Consider the following 17,847-nt stretch of genomic DNA (forward strand, 5'->3'; position numbering starts at 1 on the left):
GTGGACGTCAACCTCACGCTCGTGATCGTCTGCGCCGCGCTCGTCGGCTGCGGCGTCTACCTGCTGCTCGAGCGCAGCCTGACCCGCGTGCTCGTCGGCCTGGTGCTGCTGAGCAACGGCGTCAACATCATGTTCCTGGTCGCCAGCGGCCGCGCGGGCACGTCGCCCCTCGTCGGGTCGTCGGACCCCGAGGACATGGCCGACCCGCTGCCCCAGGCCCTGGTGCTCACCGCCATCGTCATCACGCTCGGCACCATCGCCTTCCTGCTCGCGATGGCCCACCGCAGCTGGCAGATCAACGGCAACGACGACGTCCAGGACGACACGGAGGACGCCGCCATCCGCAAGCTGGCCTACGACGACGCCACCTCGGACAGCTACGGCCTCACGACCGACGGCCAGCACGAGGACGACCCCGAGGAGGACGGCGCCGTATGAGCGACACCATGAACAGTCTCGTCCCCCTGCCCGTGCTGCTGCCGCTGCTCGGCGCCGGCGCGGCCCTCATGCTCTCCAAGCGACCCCAGGCCCAGCGCGCGGTGACCTTCGGCGTGCTCGTCGCCATCGTCGTCATCGCCGCCTTCCTGCTCGTGGCGGCCGACCAGCACGGCCCCCAGGTGGTCTGGCTGGGCGGCTGGACCGACATCGGCATCGCGCTCGTGGCCGACCGGCTGGCGGCCCTCATGCTGCTGGTCTCCGCGGTCGTGACACTGGCGGTCCTCGCGTACTCGATCGGTCAGGGCATGACCGGCGACGAGGCCGAGACCCCCGTCTCGATCTACCACCCGACGTTCCTCGTGCTGGTGGCCGGCGTGTCCAACGCGTTCCTGGCCGGCGACCTGTTCAACCTGTTCGTCAGCTTCGAGATGCTGCTGTTCTCCAGCTACGTGCTGCTGACGCTGGGCGGCACGGCCACGCGCATCCGGGCCGGCACGATCTACGTCGTCATCAACGTCGTCTCCTCGATGCTGTTCCTGGTCTCGCTCGCCGCGGTGTACGCCGCCGTGGGCACGCTCAACATGGCGCAGATCTCCCAGCGCGTGGCCGAGCTGCCCGACAGCGTGAGCCTCACCCTGCAGCTGCTGCTGCTGGTGACGTTCTCGATCAAGGCGGCGGTCTTCCCGCTCTCGCTGTGGCTGCCCGACAGCTACCCGACCGCGCCCGCACCGGTCACGGCGGTGTTCGCCGGCCTCCTCACGAAGGTCGGCGTCTACGCGATCATCCGCCTGCAGACGCTGATGTTCCCGGACAGCCCGCTCACCGACCTGCTGCTGTGGGTGGCGCTCGCGACGATGCTCATCGGCATCCTCGGCGCCATCGCGCAGTCGGACATCAAGCGCATGCTGTCCTTCACGCTGGTCAGCCACATCGGCTACATGATCTTCGGCATCGCCCTGGCGACCGGTGCGGGGCTGTCGGGCGCGATCTTCTACGTCGCCCACCACATCACCATCCAGACGGCGCTGTTCCTGGTCGTGGGCCTCATCGAGCGCCGGGCCGGCAGTACGGCGCTCCTGCGGCTCGGCGGGCTCGCGCGGCTCGCGCCGGTGCTGGGCGTGCTCTTCTTCATCCCGGCGATGAACCTGGCCGGCATCCCGCCGCTGTCCGGGTTCCTCGGCAAGGTCGGGCTGCTGCAGGCCGGTCTCGCGGAGGGCTCGTTCGCGGCGATCGTGCTCGTGGCGGGCGGCACGCTCACCAGCCTGCTCACGCTGTACGCCGTGGCGAAGACGTGGGCCCTGGCCTTCTGGCGCTCGCCCGCCCAGGCCCACGAGATGATGCGCGCCCTGCCCGGGGAGCAGGACCCCGCCGCGGAGGCCGGGTCCGCCACGCCCCACATGGTGCGCCACCGCGGGCACGTGCACGTCGGTTCGGTGGCCTTCGGCGAGAGCGACCTCGACGACGCCCGCCGGGTGGCCGACGACGACAGCTCCGACAAGGACCTCTACCAGCTGATCCAGGAGGACGCGCTGCCCCAGCACCTGCCCTACTGGATGACCGTCCCGGCGGCCGGCCTCGTCGCCGTGAGCCTCGCGATCACCGTCGTCGCCGGGCCGCTGTTCGCCTACACCGATCGCGCGGCCACCGACCTGCTCGACGGCACGCCGTACCTCTCGGCCGTGCTCGGGGAGGACGCCCCGTGAGCCCGCAGATGAAGACCACGCGCAGCGGACGGCAGCGTCCCGCGCGCTACCGGTCGATCCAGTGGCCGATGATCCTGGTGCTCACCCTCGTCTGGTGGATCCTCTGGGGCTCCTACTCGGCGCTCTCGCTGGTCGGCGGGGTGCTGGTGGCGGTGGGGGTCTGCTTCGTCTTCCCGCTCCCCCCGCTCAAGATGCGCCTGCAGTTCAACGCCTGGGCCGCGGTCGTGCTGCTCGGCCGGTTCGTCTTCGACGTGTTCCGGGCGAGCGCCCAGGTGGCGTGGCTGACGCTCTTCCCGCCGAAGCCGCTGATGAACGCGCTGGTCGAGGTGCGCCTGCGCAGCAGGTCGGACTTCGTGCTGACCGTCGTCGCCGAGCTCGTCTCGCTCGTGCCGGGCAGCGTCGTGGTCGAGGCCCACCGGTCGAGCCACACGCTGTTCCTGCACTCGATCGACATCCGTGACCAAGAGGGCATCGACCGGGTGCGCGCCAACGTGCTGGCCCAGGAGGACCGCGTCGTGCGGGCCTTCGGTGGCCTCGAGGAGGACGAGACCCCGTGACCGTGCTGACCGTGCTGCTCGTGATCACCGGGGTCCTGCTCGGCGTCGCCGCCCTGCTCGTGCTCCTGCGCATGACGCTGGGCCCGACCATGCTCGACCGCGCCATCGCGTTCGACGTGCTCATCGCCATCAGCATCTGCGCCATCGCCGTCGAGGCGGCGATCGACCGCAACGCCGAGACGATGCCCCTGCTGCTCGTCGCCACCCTGCTCGGGTTCGTCGGGTCCGTCAGCATCGCCCGCTTCTCGCCGGGCAGCGACGACGTGGAGGCCGAGGAGTCCGACAACCCGGAGAACCGCGCCCGCGGTGTCCGACCCCAGCGTGAGCGCGAGCGCAGCCTGCGCGAGCGGAGCCTGCGGGCGAGGAGGATGAACCGATGACGCTCACCGACGTCGCCGACATCGTGGCCGGCATCCTGCTGATCGCGGGCGCGCTGCTCACCGTCATCGCCGCGATCGGCCTGCTGCGCTTCCCCGACCTGCTGACCCGCATGCACTCGGCCACCAAGCCCCAGGTGCTCGGTCTGCTGCTCGTGGTGGCAGGGCTCGCGCTGCGCCTGCGGGACCCGTCCGCGACGGCCATCCTGCTGCTCGTCGCGGTCTTCCAGATGGTCACGGCGCCCGTCGCGTCCCACATGGCGGGGCGCGCGGCGTACCGCGCCGGTCAGGTCCGCAAGGACCTCCTCGTCGCCGACGAGCTGGGCGACGCGATCCCGCGCCTCAAGGAGAGCCTCCGCGACAGCCGCGGCGCCCCCTGACCGACCACCGACCTCGCGTACGACGACGGGCCGGCCACCACCTCGCGGTGGTGACCGGCCCGTCGCCGTTCTCCGGTCAGGTCAGGTCAGCGACCGGCGGGCCGCTTGCCCTGGTAGCCACCGCTCCGGGCGGGGCGGTCGCCGTACGAGCCGCGGCTGCTGCCGGCGGAGCGGTGGCCGCCCGAGCGCGAGCCGCCGCCGGAGCGACGGGGGCCGCCGGAGCGGGCGCCACCGCCACCGCCACCCGCGAACTTCGTGGTGCCGATCTCGCCGGACTCGCCGAGCGCGGCGGCGGTCATCGGGCGCGGCGCCGTGCGGATGTCGTGCTGGCGCACCTCGACCGCGGCACCCTGCTGGAGGCGGGCGACGGCCTGGGCGAACTTCGGCGTCGTGATGGTGACGACGGCACCGTCGGTGCCGGCGCGCGCCGTACGACCGGAGCGGTGCAGGTAGGCCTTCGGGTCGGAGGCCGCGTCGAAGTGGACGACGAGGTTGACGCCGTCGACGTGGATGCCGCGGGCGGCCACGTCGGTGGCGACGACGGCCTGGGCGCCGCCGGAGGAGAAGCGGGCCAGGTTGCGCTCGCGGACGCGCTGCGAGAGGTCGCCGTGGAGGTCGACGGCGGGCACGCCGCTGCCCTCGAGCGCCTGGGCCAGCTCGACCGCGCCGTCGCGGGTGCGGGTGAAGACGATGGTGCGGCCGTTGGCCTGCACGAGGTCGACGACCGCGGCGACCTTCTCGCGGAAGCCGCCGACGACGAGCGTGTGGTGGGTCATCGTCGTGACCGCACCGGCGCTCGGGTCGAGCTCGTGCAGCTGCGGCTTGCGCAGGTGGGCGCGGACCAGCGCGTCGACGTCGCCGTCGAGCGTGGCGGAGAGCAGCATCCGCTGGCTGCCGTCGGGCGTGCGGCTGACGAGCTTGTCGACGGCCGGGTAGAAGCCCAGGTCGCAGAGGTGGTCGGCCTCGTCGAGGATCGTCAGCTCGATGTCGTCGAAGGAGCAGTGGCCCTTCTCGAGGAGGTCCTCGAGGCGGCCCGGCGTGGCGACGACGATGTCGGCGCGCTGGCGCAGCTGGCGGGTCTGGCGCTCGTAGGGCACGCCGCCGTACACGGTGGTGAGCTTGAGGCCCACGGCGCGCGCGAGGGGCGCGAGGGAGCGGGTCACCTGGGTGGCGAGCTCGCGCGTCGGCACGATGATGACCGCACGCGGGTGGCGCGGACGGCTGGACCGGCCGGCGAGGCGCTCGAGCACCGGGATGCCGAAGGCGAGGGTCTTGCCGGAGCCGGTCTGGGCGCGGCCCAGGACGTCGCGGCCCGAGAGACCGTCGGGGATGACGGCGGACTGGACGGCGGTCGGGCTGGTGATGCCCTGCTCGGCCAGGGCGGCGACGAGCGCGGGCTTCAGCTCGGCGAACACGCCGGACTCGGCGGCCACCACCTCGGCGACCTGCGCGATCTCGTCGGGGCTGAGCGCGTCGGGCCGGACGTCGGGCTGGGTGTTCGGGGTGTCGAGAACTGTCTCGGTCAAGGGGGACCTCTTCGGAACGCGGTGCGGGCATGCGTCTGCGCGCGGAACCGCGGGTGCGGGTCCGGTGAGCCGTACGAGACGCGATCTCTTGAACCCGATCGCTGGTCTCTGCGCTCCAGGAGGAGGAAGCGCACCACACCGGGCCGAAGAAACGAGTGGCCGTGCCCATCCCTGGGCAGCCACTGGCTGTCGCCCAGACTACGGGGCGACGCGCGCGGACCGGGCATCCTCGCGATGTCGACCGGGTCACCCCGGACCGTCGGCGGACGGTGCGGGGCACGGAGTGGCAGGCTGGGCGCGTGCCGACCGAGGAGAGCCCGACCCTGATGCGCCGTCGCTGGTGGGTGACGTTCGCCGTCGCCCTGGCCGCCGTGGTCGTCGTCGTGTGGTGGCTGCGCCAGCCCGAGGGCGACCCCGCCGCCGAGGAGGAGCCCGACACGGGCACCGCCTCCCTCTCCGTGCCCGACGAGGCCGGCGGGTGGGAGCGCGACAGCTCGCCCGAGGCCGACGAGTACGTCGAGGGCGTGCTCGCGGCGTTCCCCGTCGAGGACGCGGGCACCCAGGACTCGCTGCGTGGGGGCACCTACCTGCGCGCGGACGAGGCCGACGGCGTGCAGAGCTTCGTCATGGTGGTGCTCGACCCGACCCCCGAGTCCGAGCTCGGCACCCTCGTCTCCGGCAACCCCGCGGAGGCGGCCGCCACGATCGCGGGCGGCACGCGCGCGGTCGACGTGGTCCGCTACGACGCGGAGACCGACGACGACGTCGAGACCGGGCTGGCCTGCGGCACGCTCACCGTGCCGATCCCCGAGGGCGCCCCGGCCGCGCTCGCCCAGCAGCCGCTGTGCGTCCTGGCGCACGGCCCGTCCGTCGCGGTCCTCTCGTTCGCCGAGTCGTCCTACACCCTCGACGAGGCCGCCGACGAGGCACGGGACGTGCTCGCGGCGGCCGTCGCCTGAGGCGGTTCCGCTCCTGCCCGGGGCGGGCTCAGAACGGGTACGGCGCGATGCCGGGCCGCACCGTCAGCCACTGCACCTCGGTGAAGGCCTCGAGGTTCGCCGCGGCTCCCCCGAACCGTGAGCCGTTGCCCGAGGCGCCCGTGCCGCCGAACGGGGCGTTCGCCTCGTCCGAGACCGTCTGCTCGTTGATGTGCACCTTGCCGGAGCGGACGCGGTCGGCGATCTTCATCGCCTCGCCGACGTCGCCCAGGATGCCGACGGACAGCCCGTACTCGCTGTCGTTGACGAGCGCCACGGCCTCGTCGGTGGTGGCGAAGGAGACGACCGGGGCGACGGGGCCGAAGATCTCCTCCACGTACGCCGGGTTGTCGGGCGTGACGCCCGTGAGCACCGTCGGGGCGAAGAAGAGGCCCTCGCGCGTGCCGCCGGCCTCGACGGTCGCGCCCGCCTCGACGGCCCGGGCCACGATCGACTCCACCCGCGCCGCCTGCAACTCGTCGATGATGGGACCCAGCGCCACCCGACCCGAGGCGGGGTCCCCGACGGGCAGGGTGCGGGCCTTCTCGGCGAGCGCCGCGACGTACTCGTCGACGAGGCTCTCGTGCACCAGGTGGCGTCCGGTGGTCATGCAGATCTGGCCCTGGTGGAGGTAGGAGCCGAAGGCGCCCGCGGAGGCCGCCGCGGCGACGTCGGCCCCCGGCAGCACGACCAGCGCGTTGTTGCCGCCGAGCTCGAGGTGCACGCGCTTGAGGTGGCGCGAGGCGAGCTCGCCGACGGCGCGGCCCGCCGCGGTGGAGCCGGTGAACGAGACGACCGTGACCTCGGGGGCGCTCACCGCGGCCTCGCCGACCTCGGCGCCGCCGGGCAGCAGCTGCAGGAGCCCGTCGGGCAGGCCGGCCTCCTCGAAGATGCGCACGAGGGCCACGCCGCCGCAGACGGCGGTGCGCGGGTCGGGCTTGAGCAGCACGGCGTTGCCGAGCGCGAGCGCCGGGGCCACCGAGCGGATCGAGAGGATGAGCGGGAAGTTGAAGGGCGCGATCACGGTGACGACGCCGGCGGGGCGACGCCGCGCGAACGACCAGCGCGCGTCGTTCGTGGCGAGCACCTCGCCCTGCGGGTGCGTCGGCAGGCTCGCGGCCTCGTAGCACTCGTTGGCCGCGATGTGGGTCTCGAGCCCGGCCTTGGTCGGCAGCCCGCCGCCCTCGCGCACGATCCAGTCGCCGATCTCGGCGGCGTGCTGCTCCCAGAGGTCACCGGCGCGGCGCAGCACCGTGGCGCGGTCCTCGGGGCTGCGGGCGGCCCAGTCCTCCTGTGCACGGGCCGCGGTCGTGGCGGCCGTCCGCACGTCGTCGGCCGAGGCGAGGCCCACCGAGCCCAGCACGCCGCCCGTGGCCGGCTCCACCACGTCGGAGGCGCCACCGCCGCCCTCGGTCCAGGTGTCGAGCTTGATGCGTCCGTCCCAGCGGGCGGGGTCCAGCAGCGTCATGGGGGTCTCCTCTCGGCCGGGCGGCGGTGCCCGTGCCCCGATCGTGTCAGGCGCCCCCGAGCGGCAGCGTCAGCACGGGGGGCCCGTCGGCCGTCACGCGCACCGGCACGCCCCAGTCCTGCTGGTGCAGGTGGCAGGCCGCTCCCTCCGGTACGACGCCGCCCGGCGCCGCGTCGCACGAGGCCGCGCGCGCGGCGACGTGGAGGACGCCCTCGCCGGCGTGCGGGTCGAGCACGAGACGACGGACCAGGTCGGTGCCCCGGCCCTCGCCCTCGCGGAGCAGCCCCGGCGGCGTCGACGACACGTGCAGCTGGCTCGGCGGACCGAAGCGGTCGTCGACCTTCTGGCCCGGCGGGGGCGTGAACGTGATGGTGAGCTCGAGGTCGGCGCCCACCTCGGTGACGGGTCGCTGGGTCGTGTGCGCGAAGCCCGGCGTCGTCACCGCGGCGCCGAGCGGCACCCGGGTGAGGCGGTGGGCCGTCGACTCGACGACCACGAGGTGGTCGCCGTCGACGTACGCCCCGCTCGGCTCGGCGAGCCCGGCGGCCAGGGTCGTGAGCGCCCCGCGACCGCCCTCCGCGGCCGGGTCGAAGCGGCGGACGGCGCCGTTGTAGGTGTCGGCGACGGCCACGGAGCCGTCGGGCAGGGCCGTGACGCCGAGGGGGTGCTGGAGCAGGCCGATGGTGTCGTCGGGTCCTGCGTCCCCGTCGGTGGCGGCGTTGCCCGGGCCGTCCCGGAAGCCGAAGTCGAAGAGCCCCGAGCCGATCGCGGTGCGCACGACGAGCCCGTCGGGGCCCTCCTCCACCCAGCGCAGCGACGAGGTCTCGGAGTCGGCGAGCCAGAGCCGGCTGCCGTCGTCCGCGACCGCGAGCCCGGAGGTCTGCGCGAACCACGCCTCGGCGAGCGGGCCGTCGAGCAGCCCCTCGTTGGTCGTGCCGGCGGCGACGGCGACCTCGCCGGTGCGGGGGTCGAGGGTCCAGAGCTGGTGGATGCCGGCCATGGCCACCCACACGCGGTCGCGCCACCACACGACGTCCCACGGCGACGAGAGGCGGTCGGTGCCGTCGCCCTGCATCCACTGCGTGCCGTCGCCGGCGAGCGTCCGCACGGTGCCGTCGGCCAGCGTGAGCCCCGCGAGCCGGTGGCCCACGGTGTCGGCGACCACGACGTCGTACCCGACCTCGGCGGCCACGTCGGCCGGCAGCGCGCAGAGCCCGTTGGGCTCCCGGAAGCCCTCGAACCGGCGGGCCACCCGACCTGCGCCGGAGGGGTCGAGGTCGAGCTCGACGACCTCGTCGTGGCCCGCGTCGGCGATCAGCACGCGTCCCCCCACCGGCAGGGCCTTCGCGGGGAAGCGCAGGTCGCCGGCGACGACGGGCGGCGGCACGTACGGCGAGTCGCCCGGCTGCAGCGTGCCCCTCGCGCGGTGCTCCTCGGCGAGGCTGGTGACGAGACGGTCGATCGCGTGGGCGTGGCCCTCCCCGGCGTACTGGGCGACGACGTAGCCCTCGGGGTCGACGAGCACCAGCGTCGGCCAGGCGCGGGCGGCGTACGCCTGCCACGTCACGAGCTCGGGGTCGTCGAGCACGGGATGGGCGACGCCGTAGCGCTCGACGGCGGCCAGGAGGGCGTCCGGGTCGGCCTCGTGCACGAACTTGGGGCTGTGCACGCCGACCACGACGAGCTCGTCGGCGTGCGCCTCCTCGACGGGGCGCAGCTCGTCGAGCACGTGGAGGCAGTTGACGCAGCAGAAGGTCCAGAAGTCGAGCAGCACGAACCGGCCGCGCAGGTCGGCGAGCCGCAGCGGACCGGCCGTGTTGAGCCAGCCGCGCCCCACCAGCTCGGGGGCGCGGACGCGGGGGACGGTGCCGTCGGAGCGAGCCATGACCCCGATGCTAGGGCTCCTCTCGATACGCTGGCTGACATGGCTCCCGACCCCGAGACCACCGCTCGCCTCACGTCGTACGGCGACGTCTGGTGGGCCGCGGTCGAGGACCTCCTCGACCTGGTCGCCGACGTGCCCGACGACGCCTGGTCGGCCCCGACCGACCTGGCGGGCTGGGACGCGCACGCCGTGCTCGCGCACCTCGCTCACCTCGAGGCGGTGGCGGTGGACACCCCGCACACGCCCGTCGACATCGGCGACGCCCCGCACGTGCGCAACGACATGGGGCGCTTCACCGAGGAGGGCGTCGTGGCCCGCCGGGACCGGTCGCCCGCCGAGCTCGTCGACGAGCTGCGGACGGCCACCGCCGCGCGGCGCGCCGCCCTCGTGGCCACCCCGCCGACGGAGCCGACGGCGCCCGCCCCCACCGTGTACGGCGCCATCGGCTGGGACACCGAGACGTTCCTCGGCAACCGGCCCCTCGACATCTGGATGCACGAGCAGGACCTGCGCCGCGCGCTCGACCGCCCGGGCGGTCTGCAGGGGGTGCCCGCGGCGTACTGCACGCAGAAGCTGCTGCGCTCGCTCCCGTACGTCGTGGGCAAGCGCGTCGCGCCCCCGGCGGGCACGACGGTCGTGCTGTCGGTGGGCGAGCTGCCGCCCGTCGGTGTCGAGATCGGCGACGACGGCCGCGCGCGTCCGCTGGACGTCGACGGCCTGCCGGGGGACCCGACGACCCGGCTCGCGACCGACCTCGAGACCTACACGATCGCCGCCGGCGGGCGGCGCCCCGTCGACGTGTCGCGCTGGCAGGTCAGCGGCGACGCCGACCTCGCGAGCCGCGTGCTCGAGAACCTGGCGGTGACCCCGTGAGCGCCCACCCCTCCACCTGGAGCCTCGCCGAGATGCCCGACCAGGCCGGCCGCACCGTGGTCGTGACCGGGCCGACCAGCGGGCTCGGCGAGGCCACCGCGCTCGAGCTCGCCCGACGGGGCGCCCACGTCGTGCTCGCGGCCCGCAACCCGGAGAAGATCGCCACGACGACCGCGCACATCGAGCGCGAGGTGCCCGGGGCGCGGGTCGGCTCCCTCGTCGTCGACCTCTCGTCGCTGGCCTCGGTGCACGCCGCGGCCGCCGAGGCGGCGCGCCTCGGACCGATCGACGTGCTCGTCAACAACGCCGGCGTGATGGCCACGCCGGCCCGCCGTACCGACGACGACCTCGACCTGCAGATGGCCACCAACCACTTCGGCCCGTTCCTGCTCACCGGCCTCCTGCTGCCCCAGCTCGCGGCGAGCGGCGACGGCCGCGTCGTGACGGTGTCGTCGTTCCTGCACCGGATCGCGCGCTCCGCCCCGACGCGCGACCCCCGCAGGGTGCCCGGCGGCCGCTACCACCGCTGGCAGGTGTACGGGCAGAGCAAGCTCGCCAACCTGCTCTTCACGTTCGAGCTGCAGCGCCGGGCCACCGCGGCCGGCCTGCCGGTGCGGGCCCTGGCCGCGCACCCGGGCTACGCGTCGACCCACCTGCTCTCCTACGGCCAGACCGGCCGCAGCCAGGGCGGTCTGGCGTCGATCCTCAACGGCGTCGCCGCCGCGACCGCCCAGTCGGCCGCCGACGGCGCGCTGCCCACGCTGATGGCCGCCACGGCCGACCTGCCGGGCGGCACGTTCTGCGGTCCCGGCAGCTTCCAGCAGATGCGCGGACTGCCCCGGGTGGTCGGCTCCAACGCCCTCTCCCGCGACGAGACCGCGCAGCGCGAGCTGTGGGAGGTCAGCGAGGCCACCGCCGGGCTCACGTGGCCCTGAGTCCTGCCTGACCACTGCCTGACCACGCCCTGACCAAAGTCGCACCCGGGGGCTCCCGGCGGCCGATGCGCGCCGGTCGGCGGACGCCCTAGCGTCGGCGGCATGGCCGACGACCAGGGCTGGGAGCTCGACTCCGGGACCCACCTCCACCGCGTGGTGACGGGCGAGGGCGGGACGAACGTGGTCGCCTGGTACGTCGACGGCGCGCTCGTCGCCCGCAAGAAGGCGACCGAGGACGAGGTCGTGCTCGCGCCGGGCGACCGTCTCGCCGACACGACGACCGACGACACCGGAGACGACGACACCGGGGACGCGACCGAGGGGCCGGAGCTCGGTGCGATCCGAGTGAAGCGGACCTGGCTCGGCGAGGTGCGACGGGTGACCTGGTTCGCCCCCCATGAAGACCCTCGGGGTGCGGGTCAGCGCCACGACTGCCGCTCACACGGACGTCGGGGGCCTCGACCTCGATCCGGACCCGGGCACGCCCGCGGCCGTGAGGGACGAGAAGGTCAGGAGGAACCCCCGCCTCTACGCCGCCCGTCACGTGGTCGAGGGCGTCGCCAAGGTCGTCGTACCGATCGTGGTCGTGTGGCTGCTCGCCCGCCTGGCCTTCTCGGTCCCGCTGCCGAACATCCCGTGGCCCGACCTGCCGAGCATCCCCTGGCCGGACCTGCCCTCGATCTCCCTGCCCCGCCTCGACTGGGCCCCGCCGTACTGGCTGCAGGTGGTCGCCGACAACGCGAAGTACGTCGTCCCCGTGCTCATCGGCATCGGTATCGCGTGCGGCGAGGTGCGGCGCCGGCGGACCCAGGACGAGAAGAAGGCGGCCCTGCGGGCCTCGGCGTCAGCGCGAGCGCGGCCCGAAGACCGGGGCGATCTTGGCGAAGGCTGACTCACGCGCGATGCGGGTGTTGCGGGCCAGGAGGAGCACGACCTGCTCGGCCCGCTCGCGGGCGAACGTGCGGCGGGCGCTCGACGTACGGGCTCCGTCGAAGAGGCGCTTCGCGGCGGCGACCGCGTCGGGCGACTTGCCCTTGAGGACCTCGACGAGGGCCTCGGCGGCGGCGACCGGGTCGGAGTCGAGGCCGGTGACGAGCCCGAGGTCGAGGGCCTCCTTGCCGGAGATCACCTCGGCGGTCATCGCCAAGCGCTTCGCGGTGTCGAGGCCGACCAGCTCGGAGAGGCTGCGCACGCCGCTCATGTCGGGGATGAGGCCCCACTTGCCCTCGAGCACCGACCAGCGGGAGTCGGGGGTGGCGAAGCGGAAGTCGGCGCCGAGGGCGATCTGGAGGCCGCCGCCGTAGCAGTGGCCGTGGACCGCGGCGATCACCGGGACGGGGAGCCGGCGCCAGGCCCAGCAGGCCTCCTGGAAGGTGTTGGTGCCACGCCACGGTCGCGGCACCAGGGCGCCGACGACCCGGCTCGGCTTGCGGAGCACCGTGGCGAAGTCGAGGCCGGCGCAGAAGGCGTCGCCGTTGCCGGAGAGGATCACGGCCCGCAGCGTCTTGTCCTGCCGCAGCCAGCGGGCGGTGGCGATGAGGTCCTCGAGCGTGTCGAGGGTGAGGGCGTTCAGCTTCGCCGGGCGGTCGAGCCGCACGCGGGCGATGCCGTCCTCGACGGTGCAGGTCACGTGGGTGGTGGTCGGGGAGGCGGCGCGCATGAGCGCCATGCTACTCGCAGGTAATGGCGCCGGACAGACGTCGAGCTGTCGCGTCCGCACCGACGTACGGGTGCAGACGCGACAGCTCGGCGAGTCAGTCAGTCAGGCTCAGCGGAAGCGGGAGCTCACCTTGGCGGCGCTGTGCGCCGGGGCACCCGCGCCGGGGGACGACGTCGAGTAGGTGACGCTGGAGCCGCCGCGGGCGCCGCCGGACTTGGCGCCGGACTTGGCGCCGCCGCCCGACTTCGCACCACCGGAGCGACCGCGACCACCGGCGGAGCCGCCACGCGACTCACCGCGCGACTCGCCGCCACCGGAGCGGGCAGGCCCGCCGGCGCGACCCGAGCCGCCACGACGACGACCGCGGCCACCGCCGCCGCCCTCACCGGAGCGCCCCTCGGAGGAGCCGCCCTGGCGCTGCTGCTGCACCGGGGTCTCGACCTCGAGACCACCGGGCACGAGCGCGCGCTCGCCGGGAGCGAGCTGGGCCAGCACGGGGTGGGTCGGGCTGCCGAGCTTGGTGATGGTCGGACGGATGCCGGCCGCCTTCGTGAGCTGGCGGACGTCGCGCACCTGGTCGTCCGTCATCAGCGTGATGACGGTGCCCGCGGCGCCGGCTCGCGCCGTACGACCCGAGCGGTGCAGGTAGGCCTTGTGCTCGGTCGGCGGGTCGGCGTGGACCACGAGGGCCACGTCGTCGACGTGGATGCCGCGCGCCGCGATGTCGGTGGCCACGAGGGTCGTCGCGCGACCGGCGTGGAACGCCTCCATGTTGCGGGTGCGGGCGCCCTGCGAGAGGTTGCCGTGCAGGTCGACCGCCGGCACGCCGCTCTTGTTGAGCTGGCGGGCGAGGGCCTTCGCGCCGTGCTTGGTGCGGGTGAAGACCACGGTGCGGCCGGGGGCGCTCGTCAGGTCGACGAGCACCGGCACGCGGTGGTCGCGCGACGCGAGGTGGAGCACGTGGTGGTCCATCGTCGAGACGGGCGACGTGGCCGAGTCGGCCTCGTGGGTGACCGGCTTGGTGAGGAACTGCTTCACCAGGGTGTCGATCGCGTTGTCGAGCGTGGCCGAGAAGAGCAGCCGCTGGCTGTTCTTCGGGGTCGCGCCGAGCAGGCGACGGACGCCGGGCAGGAAGCCGAGGTCGGCCATGTGGTCGGCCTCGTCGAGGATGGTGACCTCGATGTCGCCGAGGTTGCAGTGACCCTGACCGATGAGGTCCTCGAGCCGGCCGGGGCAGGCCAGGACGATGTCGACACCGTTGCGCAGGCCGTTGACCTGCGGGTTCTGGCCGACGCCGCCGAAGACGGTGCGGGTGGTGAGGCCGTTGGCCTTGGCGAGGGGCGCGAGGGCCTCCTCGATCTGGCCCACGAGCTCACGGGTCGGGGCCAGGATCAGCGCCCGCGGGGCCTTGCTGCGCGGCGTGCGCCCGGAGGCGACGAGGCGCGAGACCAGCGGCAGCAGGAACGCGTACGTCTTGCCGGAGCCGGTGCGGCCACGGCCGAGCACGTCGCGACCCGCGAGGGAGTCGGCGAGCGTCGCGGCCTGGATGGGGGTCGGGTCGGTGATGCCGCGCTCGGCGAGCACCGCCACGAGCGAGGAGGGGACGCCGAGGTCGGCGAAGGACGGGGAAGAGCTGGGCGTGGACAAGCGGGGACCACTACTTTCGGTCGAGGCGTCTCGCCTTTCGACCCGGCCGGCGGCCGAGCAGTGTCACGAAGGGCCCGTGGTCGTCGTCCTGTCGGTCAGGACGGGCGTACGACGGGCGGCGCACCACCGGGGTGGTTGCGCTCGGTCCGTGGCAAGACGTGACGGACCGACCGGTACAACGTAACGCGCCGCACCGACATCCGCCGACTCGGCAGGACGTGACGTTCACGACCAGGTCATGACCAGCTCACGACCAGCGCAGCGCCTCGTCGTCCAGGTCGGAGCCACGGATGGCGCGGATGTCGTGCACGTAGTTCTGCTTCAGCTTCCACGGCGTGACCGCACCCTGCTTGGGCAGCTGGTCGATGGACCGCAGCACGTAGCCGGCCTCGAAGTCCATGAACGGCTCCTCGCGCACCGCCGGGTCGCGCTCGACCACGACCTGTGCACGGCCCTCGCCCGACCCGCCGTGGAGGCGCCCGAGCAGCCGCGAGACGAACTCGGCGACGAGGTCGGCCTTGAGCGTCCAGGAGGAGTTGGTGTAGCCGATCGTGTAGGCGAAGTTGGGCAGGCCGCTCAGCATCAGCCCGCGGTAGCTCATCGTCTCGGGCAGCTTCACGTCGGCGCCGTCGACGCTGAACGAGATGCCGCCGAACGCGAGCAGGTTGAGGCCCGTCGCGGTGACCACGATGTCGGCCTCGATCTCCTCGCCGCCGACGAGGCGCACCCCGGTGGGCGTGAAGGTCTCGATCGATCCCGTCGCGATCGACGCGTCGCCGGAGCGCAGCACGCGGTAGAGGTCCGCGTCGGGCACCACGCAGAACCGCTGGTCCCACGGGTCGTACGGCGGGTTGAAGTGCGTGTCGACGTCGATGTCGGGCAGCTGCTTCTTCGTGTAGCGCCGCACGATCGCCCGCGCCGGACCCGGGAAGGCCTGGCTGAGGTTGAAGAACGCCATCTGCCGCAGCACGTTGCGCCACCGCACGACCTGGTAGGCCGTCATCTCCGGCAGCACCTTGCGCAGCGCGAGCGAGAACTGGTCACGCGCGGGGATCGAGATCACGTACGTCGGCGTGCGCTGCAGCATCGTGACGTGCTCGGCCTCGCGCGCCATCGACGGCACGAGGGTGATGGCCGTGGCGCCGGACCCGATGACGACGACCTTCTTCCCGGCGTGCTCCAGGTCCTCGGGCCAGTGCTGCGGGTGCACGAACGTGCCCTCGTACTGCTCCTCGCCCGGGAAGGTCGGGCGGTAGCCCTCGGCGTAGTCGTAGTAGCCGGAGCAGCAGTAGAGGAACCCGCAGGTGTACGTCGCGGGCTCGCCGTCGACGAGGACGTCGACGGTCCAGCGGGCGTCGGCCGAGCTCCAGGCGGCGCTCACGACCTGGTGGCGGTAGCGGATCCGCTCGGTGACGCCGTACTCGGCGGCGGTCTCCTCGACGTACGAGCGGATGGCGTCGCCGTCGGCGAGCGCCTTCTCCCCCAGCCACGGCTTGAAGCGGTAGCCCAGCGTGAACATGTCGGAGTCGGAGCGGACGCCGGGATAGCGGAAGAGGTCCCAGGTGCCGCCCAGCCGCTCCCGGCTCTCGAGCACGAGCAGCGAGAGGCCGGGGTGGTCGGTGGTGAGGCGCGCTGCGGCGCCGATGCCGGAGAGACCGGCGCCCAGGACCAGCACGTCGACGTGCTCGACGTGCCCGTCGTGGGCGTCAGGGGTGCTGCGCGGAGCCGGGGTCTGGGCCATGACACGCATCATGGCCCAGACCCCGGCTTGTTGTCACGCGTTCAATAGCCGGTTTCCCGGCGTCGCGCGACGGTGGTGCTCAGTACGTGCCGATGCTCAGCGAACCGGTCGGCGGCGCCGTGCTGGGGAGGGCGAAGTAGTCCTCGACCACCACGGTGTAGGTGCCCGCGGCCGCCTCGAAGGTGCAGACCTCGTCGTCGTAGCGGAGACCGGCGTCCGCGTTGCAGACCTCCTGGTTGTTCGCGTCGTACACGTACAGCTCGATGTCGACCTCTTGGTAGAAGTTGATGACGTTGACGTTGAGCACGCCCGCCTCGGTGACCGTGAGGACGCCGTTCCAGTTCGCCTTGCCGTCGGCCGGGGCCGGGTAGGTGATCTGGGCGTTGGAGATGCTCGGCGCGCCACCGGCGAAGCTGGCGGTGGCCGGCGGGCCCGTGGGCGTCGGGTCGGGCTCGGGGATGTCGTAGCCCTCCTCGATGGTGAGGCCGGGCTCGAGCGCCAGGGCGAGGATCTCGCCGTCGAACGTGCAGGTCTCGCCGTCGCCGCAGCCGTCGCTCGTGTACATGCCGGTCGGCACGTCGTAGTCGGCGTCGGAGAGGTCGTAGAGCGCGGCACCGAAGCCCTCGCTGCCGATCTCCTCGACCTCGTCGCCGTCGGAGAGGGCCGCCTCGTCGACCACGTCGACGAACACGTCGATCTCGTCGGGGGCGTCGGCCTCGTCACCGTCGAAGGTGAGCGTGACCGTCGGGTTGTCGTCGCTGGCGACGAAGACGGAGTAGCCGAGGCCGTCGGCCCAGCCCTCGTCGACCGAGAGGTCGGCGTCGTAGTCGGGCTCCGCGAAGTCGTCGACCTCGGCGGAGACGGCCACGACCTGGTCGGCGTCGGCCGGGACCTCGAAGGTCACCTCGCCGTTCTCGACCGTCAGGGTCGAGGTGTCGCCGAGGGTGACCTCGCCGCCGCCGTCGGTGCCGGTGGTGCTGTCGCCGCCGTTGTTGTCGTCGGCGTTGTCGTTGTCGTCCTTGTTGAAAACGAAGACGAAGAGCAGCACGACCACGAGGGCGATCACCAAGGCGATCACGCCGCCCCAGATGGCGTAGAGCTTGCCCTTGCCACCGGAGCCGGAGCCGTTCGGCGGGCCGCCGTACTGGCCGCCGCCGTACCCGCCCGAGCCGTAGCCCTGGTCGCCGTACCCGCCCTGGTTGCCGTAGCCACCCTGGTCGTTGCCGTACCCGCCCTGGTTGCCGTAGCCGCCCTGGTCGCCGTACCCGCCCTGGTTGCTGTAGCCGCCCTGGTCGTTGCCGTACGAGCCCTGGGCGCCGTAGGCGGGGGTGCTGCCGTAGCCGCCCTGGTCGCCGCCGTAGCCCGGGGCGCCGTAGCCGCCCTGGTCGGCGGGGGGCTGGCCGTACGGCGAGGAGGGATTGCTGGGCGAGCTGGACACGGTCGTCGGCGACTCGCCCGACGGCTCGGAGCCGAAGGGCTGGGTCGGGTAGGACCCCGACCCGGAGTCGCTCGGCGTACCGCAACGCTCGCAGAACGCAGAGTCGGGCGGCAGTGGCGTGCCGCAGGCAGAGCAGTTGGTCATGACCGTTTCCTTCCAGTGGCCGAGCCCCGGGCACTCTCGCGGGCTGAGAGATTATCGGGAAAGGGGTCGGGCGCGGGGTGCTTCCTACCCCCTCGCCC

Annotated in this window: 16 protein-coding genes; 9 read left to right on the top strand and 7 right to left on the bottom strand. The window is 73.3% G+C overall.

Going from position 1 to position 17,847, the window contains the following annotated elements; all coding sequences use genetic code 11:
- From K329_RS27940 to mnhG, 5 genes are read left to right on the top strand one after another with little or no spacing between them, the layout of a single operon-like run.
- Positions 1-438 (top strand): Na(+)/H(+) antiporter subunit C, encoded by a 438-nt coding sequence (locus K329_RS27940; protein ID WP_043644205.1) that lies wholly within the window; start codon positions 1-3, stop codon positions 436-438.
- Positions 439-446: 8 nt separating this feature from the next.
- Complete coding sequence (locus K329_RS0118605) at positions 447-2,141, top strand: Na+/H+ antiporter subunit D (protein WP_028474224.1); 1,695 nt, start codon at positions 447-449, stop codon at positions 2,139-2,141.
- On the top strand, positions 2,138-2,698 hold the full coding sequence (locus K329_RS27945; protein WP_211225907.1) for a Na+/H+ antiporter subunit E: 561 nt from the start codon (positions 2,138-2,140) through the stop codon (positions 2,696-2,698). The genes K329_RS0118605 and K329_RS27945 overlap by 4 nt, the downstream gene beginning before the upstream one ends.
- Complete coding sequence (locus K329_RS30465; RefSeq protein WP_211225908.1) at positions 2,695-3,078, top strand: MrpF/PhaF family protein; 384 nt, start codon at positions 2,695-2,697, stop codon at positions 3,076-3,078. The genes K329_RS27945 and K329_RS30465 overlap by 4 nt, the downstream gene beginning before the upstream one ends.
- Positions 3,075-3,455: a monovalent cation/H(+) antiporter subunit G gene (gene mnhG, locus K329_RS0118620; RefSeq protein ID WP_028474225.1), complete on the top strand. Its 381-nt coding sequence runs from the start codon at positions 3,075-3,077 to the stop codon at positions 3,453-3,455. The genes K329_RS30465 and mnhG overlap by 4 nt, the downstream gene beginning before the upstream one ends.
- 86 nt (positions 3,456-3,541) lie before the next feature.
- Here the strand turns inward: mnhG and K329_RS27955 are convergent, their stop codons facing one another.
- Complete coding sequence (locus K329_RS27955; protein WP_052337101.1) at positions 3,542-4,981, bottom strand: DEAD/DEAH box helicase; 1,440 nt, start codon at positions 4,979-4,981, stop codon at positions 3,542-3,544.
- A gap of 299 nt (positions 4,982-5,280) precedes the next feature.
- Here K329_RS27955 and K329_RS0118630 point away from each other — a divergent pair, with 299 nt between their 5' ends.
- A complete protein-coding gene (locus K329_RS0118630) occupies positions 5,281-5,940 on the top strand; it encodes a hypothetical protein (RefSeq protein ID WP_028474226.1) in 660 nt (219 codons plus the stop codon).
- 28 nt (positions 5,941-5,968) lie between these two features.
- Here the strand turns inward: K329_RS0118630 and K329_RS0118635 are convergent, their stop codons facing one another.
- A complete protein-coding gene (locus K329_RS0118635; RefSeq protein ID WP_028474227.1) occupies positions 5,969-7,426 on the bottom strand; it encodes a benzaldehyde dehydrogenase in 1,458 nt (485 codons plus the stop codon).
- Positions 7,427-7,472: 46 nt separating this feature from the next.
- The gene (locus K329_RS0118640; protein ID WP_028474228.1) at positions 7,473-9,311 is read right to left on the bottom strand and encodes an NHL domain-containing thioredoxin family protein; all 1,839 of its coding nucleotides are present in this window, start codon (positions 9,309-9,311) and stop codon (positions 7,473-7,475) included.
- A gap of 39 nt (positions 9,312-9,350) precedes the next feature.
- Here K329_RS0118640 and K329_RS0118645 point away from each other — a divergent pair, with 39 nt between their 5' ends.
- From K329_RS0118645 to K329_RS0118655, 3 genes are all read left to right on the top strand, one after another.
- Positions 9,351-10,184, top strand: a complete 834-nt coding sequence (locus K329_RS0118645) for a maleylpyruvate isomerase family mycothiol-dependent enzyme (protein WP_043644209.1) — start codon at positions 9,351-9,353, stop codon at positions 10,182-10,184.
- Entirely contained in the window at positions 10,181-11,119 is a 939-nt protein-coding gene (locus K329_RS0118650; RefSeq protein WP_028474230.1) for an oxidoreductase, read from the top strand. The genes K329_RS0118645 and K329_RS0118650 overlap by 4 nt, the downstream gene beginning before the upstream one ends.
- Before the next feature lie 397 nt (positions 11,120-11,516).
- Entirely contained in the window at positions 11,517-12,011 is a 495-nt protein-coding gene (locus tag K329_RS0118655) for a hypothetical protein (RefSeq protein WP_028474231.1), read from the top strand.
- On the opposite strand, the gene K329_RS0118660 is transcribed toward K329_RS0118655, so the two are convergent.
- The 4 genes from K329_RS0118660 to K329_RS31515 form a co-directional block, all read right to left on the bottom strand.
- Entirely contained in the window at positions 11,964-12,779 is an 816-nt protein-coding gene (locus K329_RS0118660; protein ID WP_043644755.1) for a crotonase/enoyl-CoA hydratase family protein, read from the bottom strand. The two genes, K329_RS0118655 and K329_RS0118660, sit on opposite strands and share 48 nt — an antisense overlap.
- 108 nt (positions 12,780-12,887) lie before the next feature.
- Complete coding sequence (locus K329_RS27960; RefSeq protein WP_052337102.1) at positions 12,888-14,426, bottom strand: DEAD/DEAH box helicase; 1,539 nt, start codon at positions 14,424-14,426, stop codon at positions 12,888-12,890.
- A gap of 247 nt (positions 14,427-14,673) precedes the next feature.
- A complete protein-coding gene (locus K329_RS0118670) occupies positions 14,674-16,167 on the bottom strand; it encodes a flavin-containing monooxygenase (RefSeq protein WP_052337103.1) in 1,494 nt (497 codons plus the stop codon).
- Between the two features lie 79 nt (positions 16,168-16,246).
- A complete protein-coding gene (locus K329_RS31515) occupies positions 16,247-17,749 on the bottom strand; it encodes a zinc ribbon domain-containing protein (protein WP_052337104.1) in 1,503 nt (500 codons plus the stop codon).
- Positions 17,750-17,847: the final 98 nt, after the last annotated feature.

Origin of the sequence: Nocardioides alkalitolerans DSM 16699 (genome assembly GCF_000426525.1) — a bacterium.
GTDB classification, from domain to species: domain Bacteria; phylum Actinomycetota; class Actinomycetes; order Propionibacteriales; family Nocardioidaceae; genus Nocardioides; species Nocardioides alkalitolerans.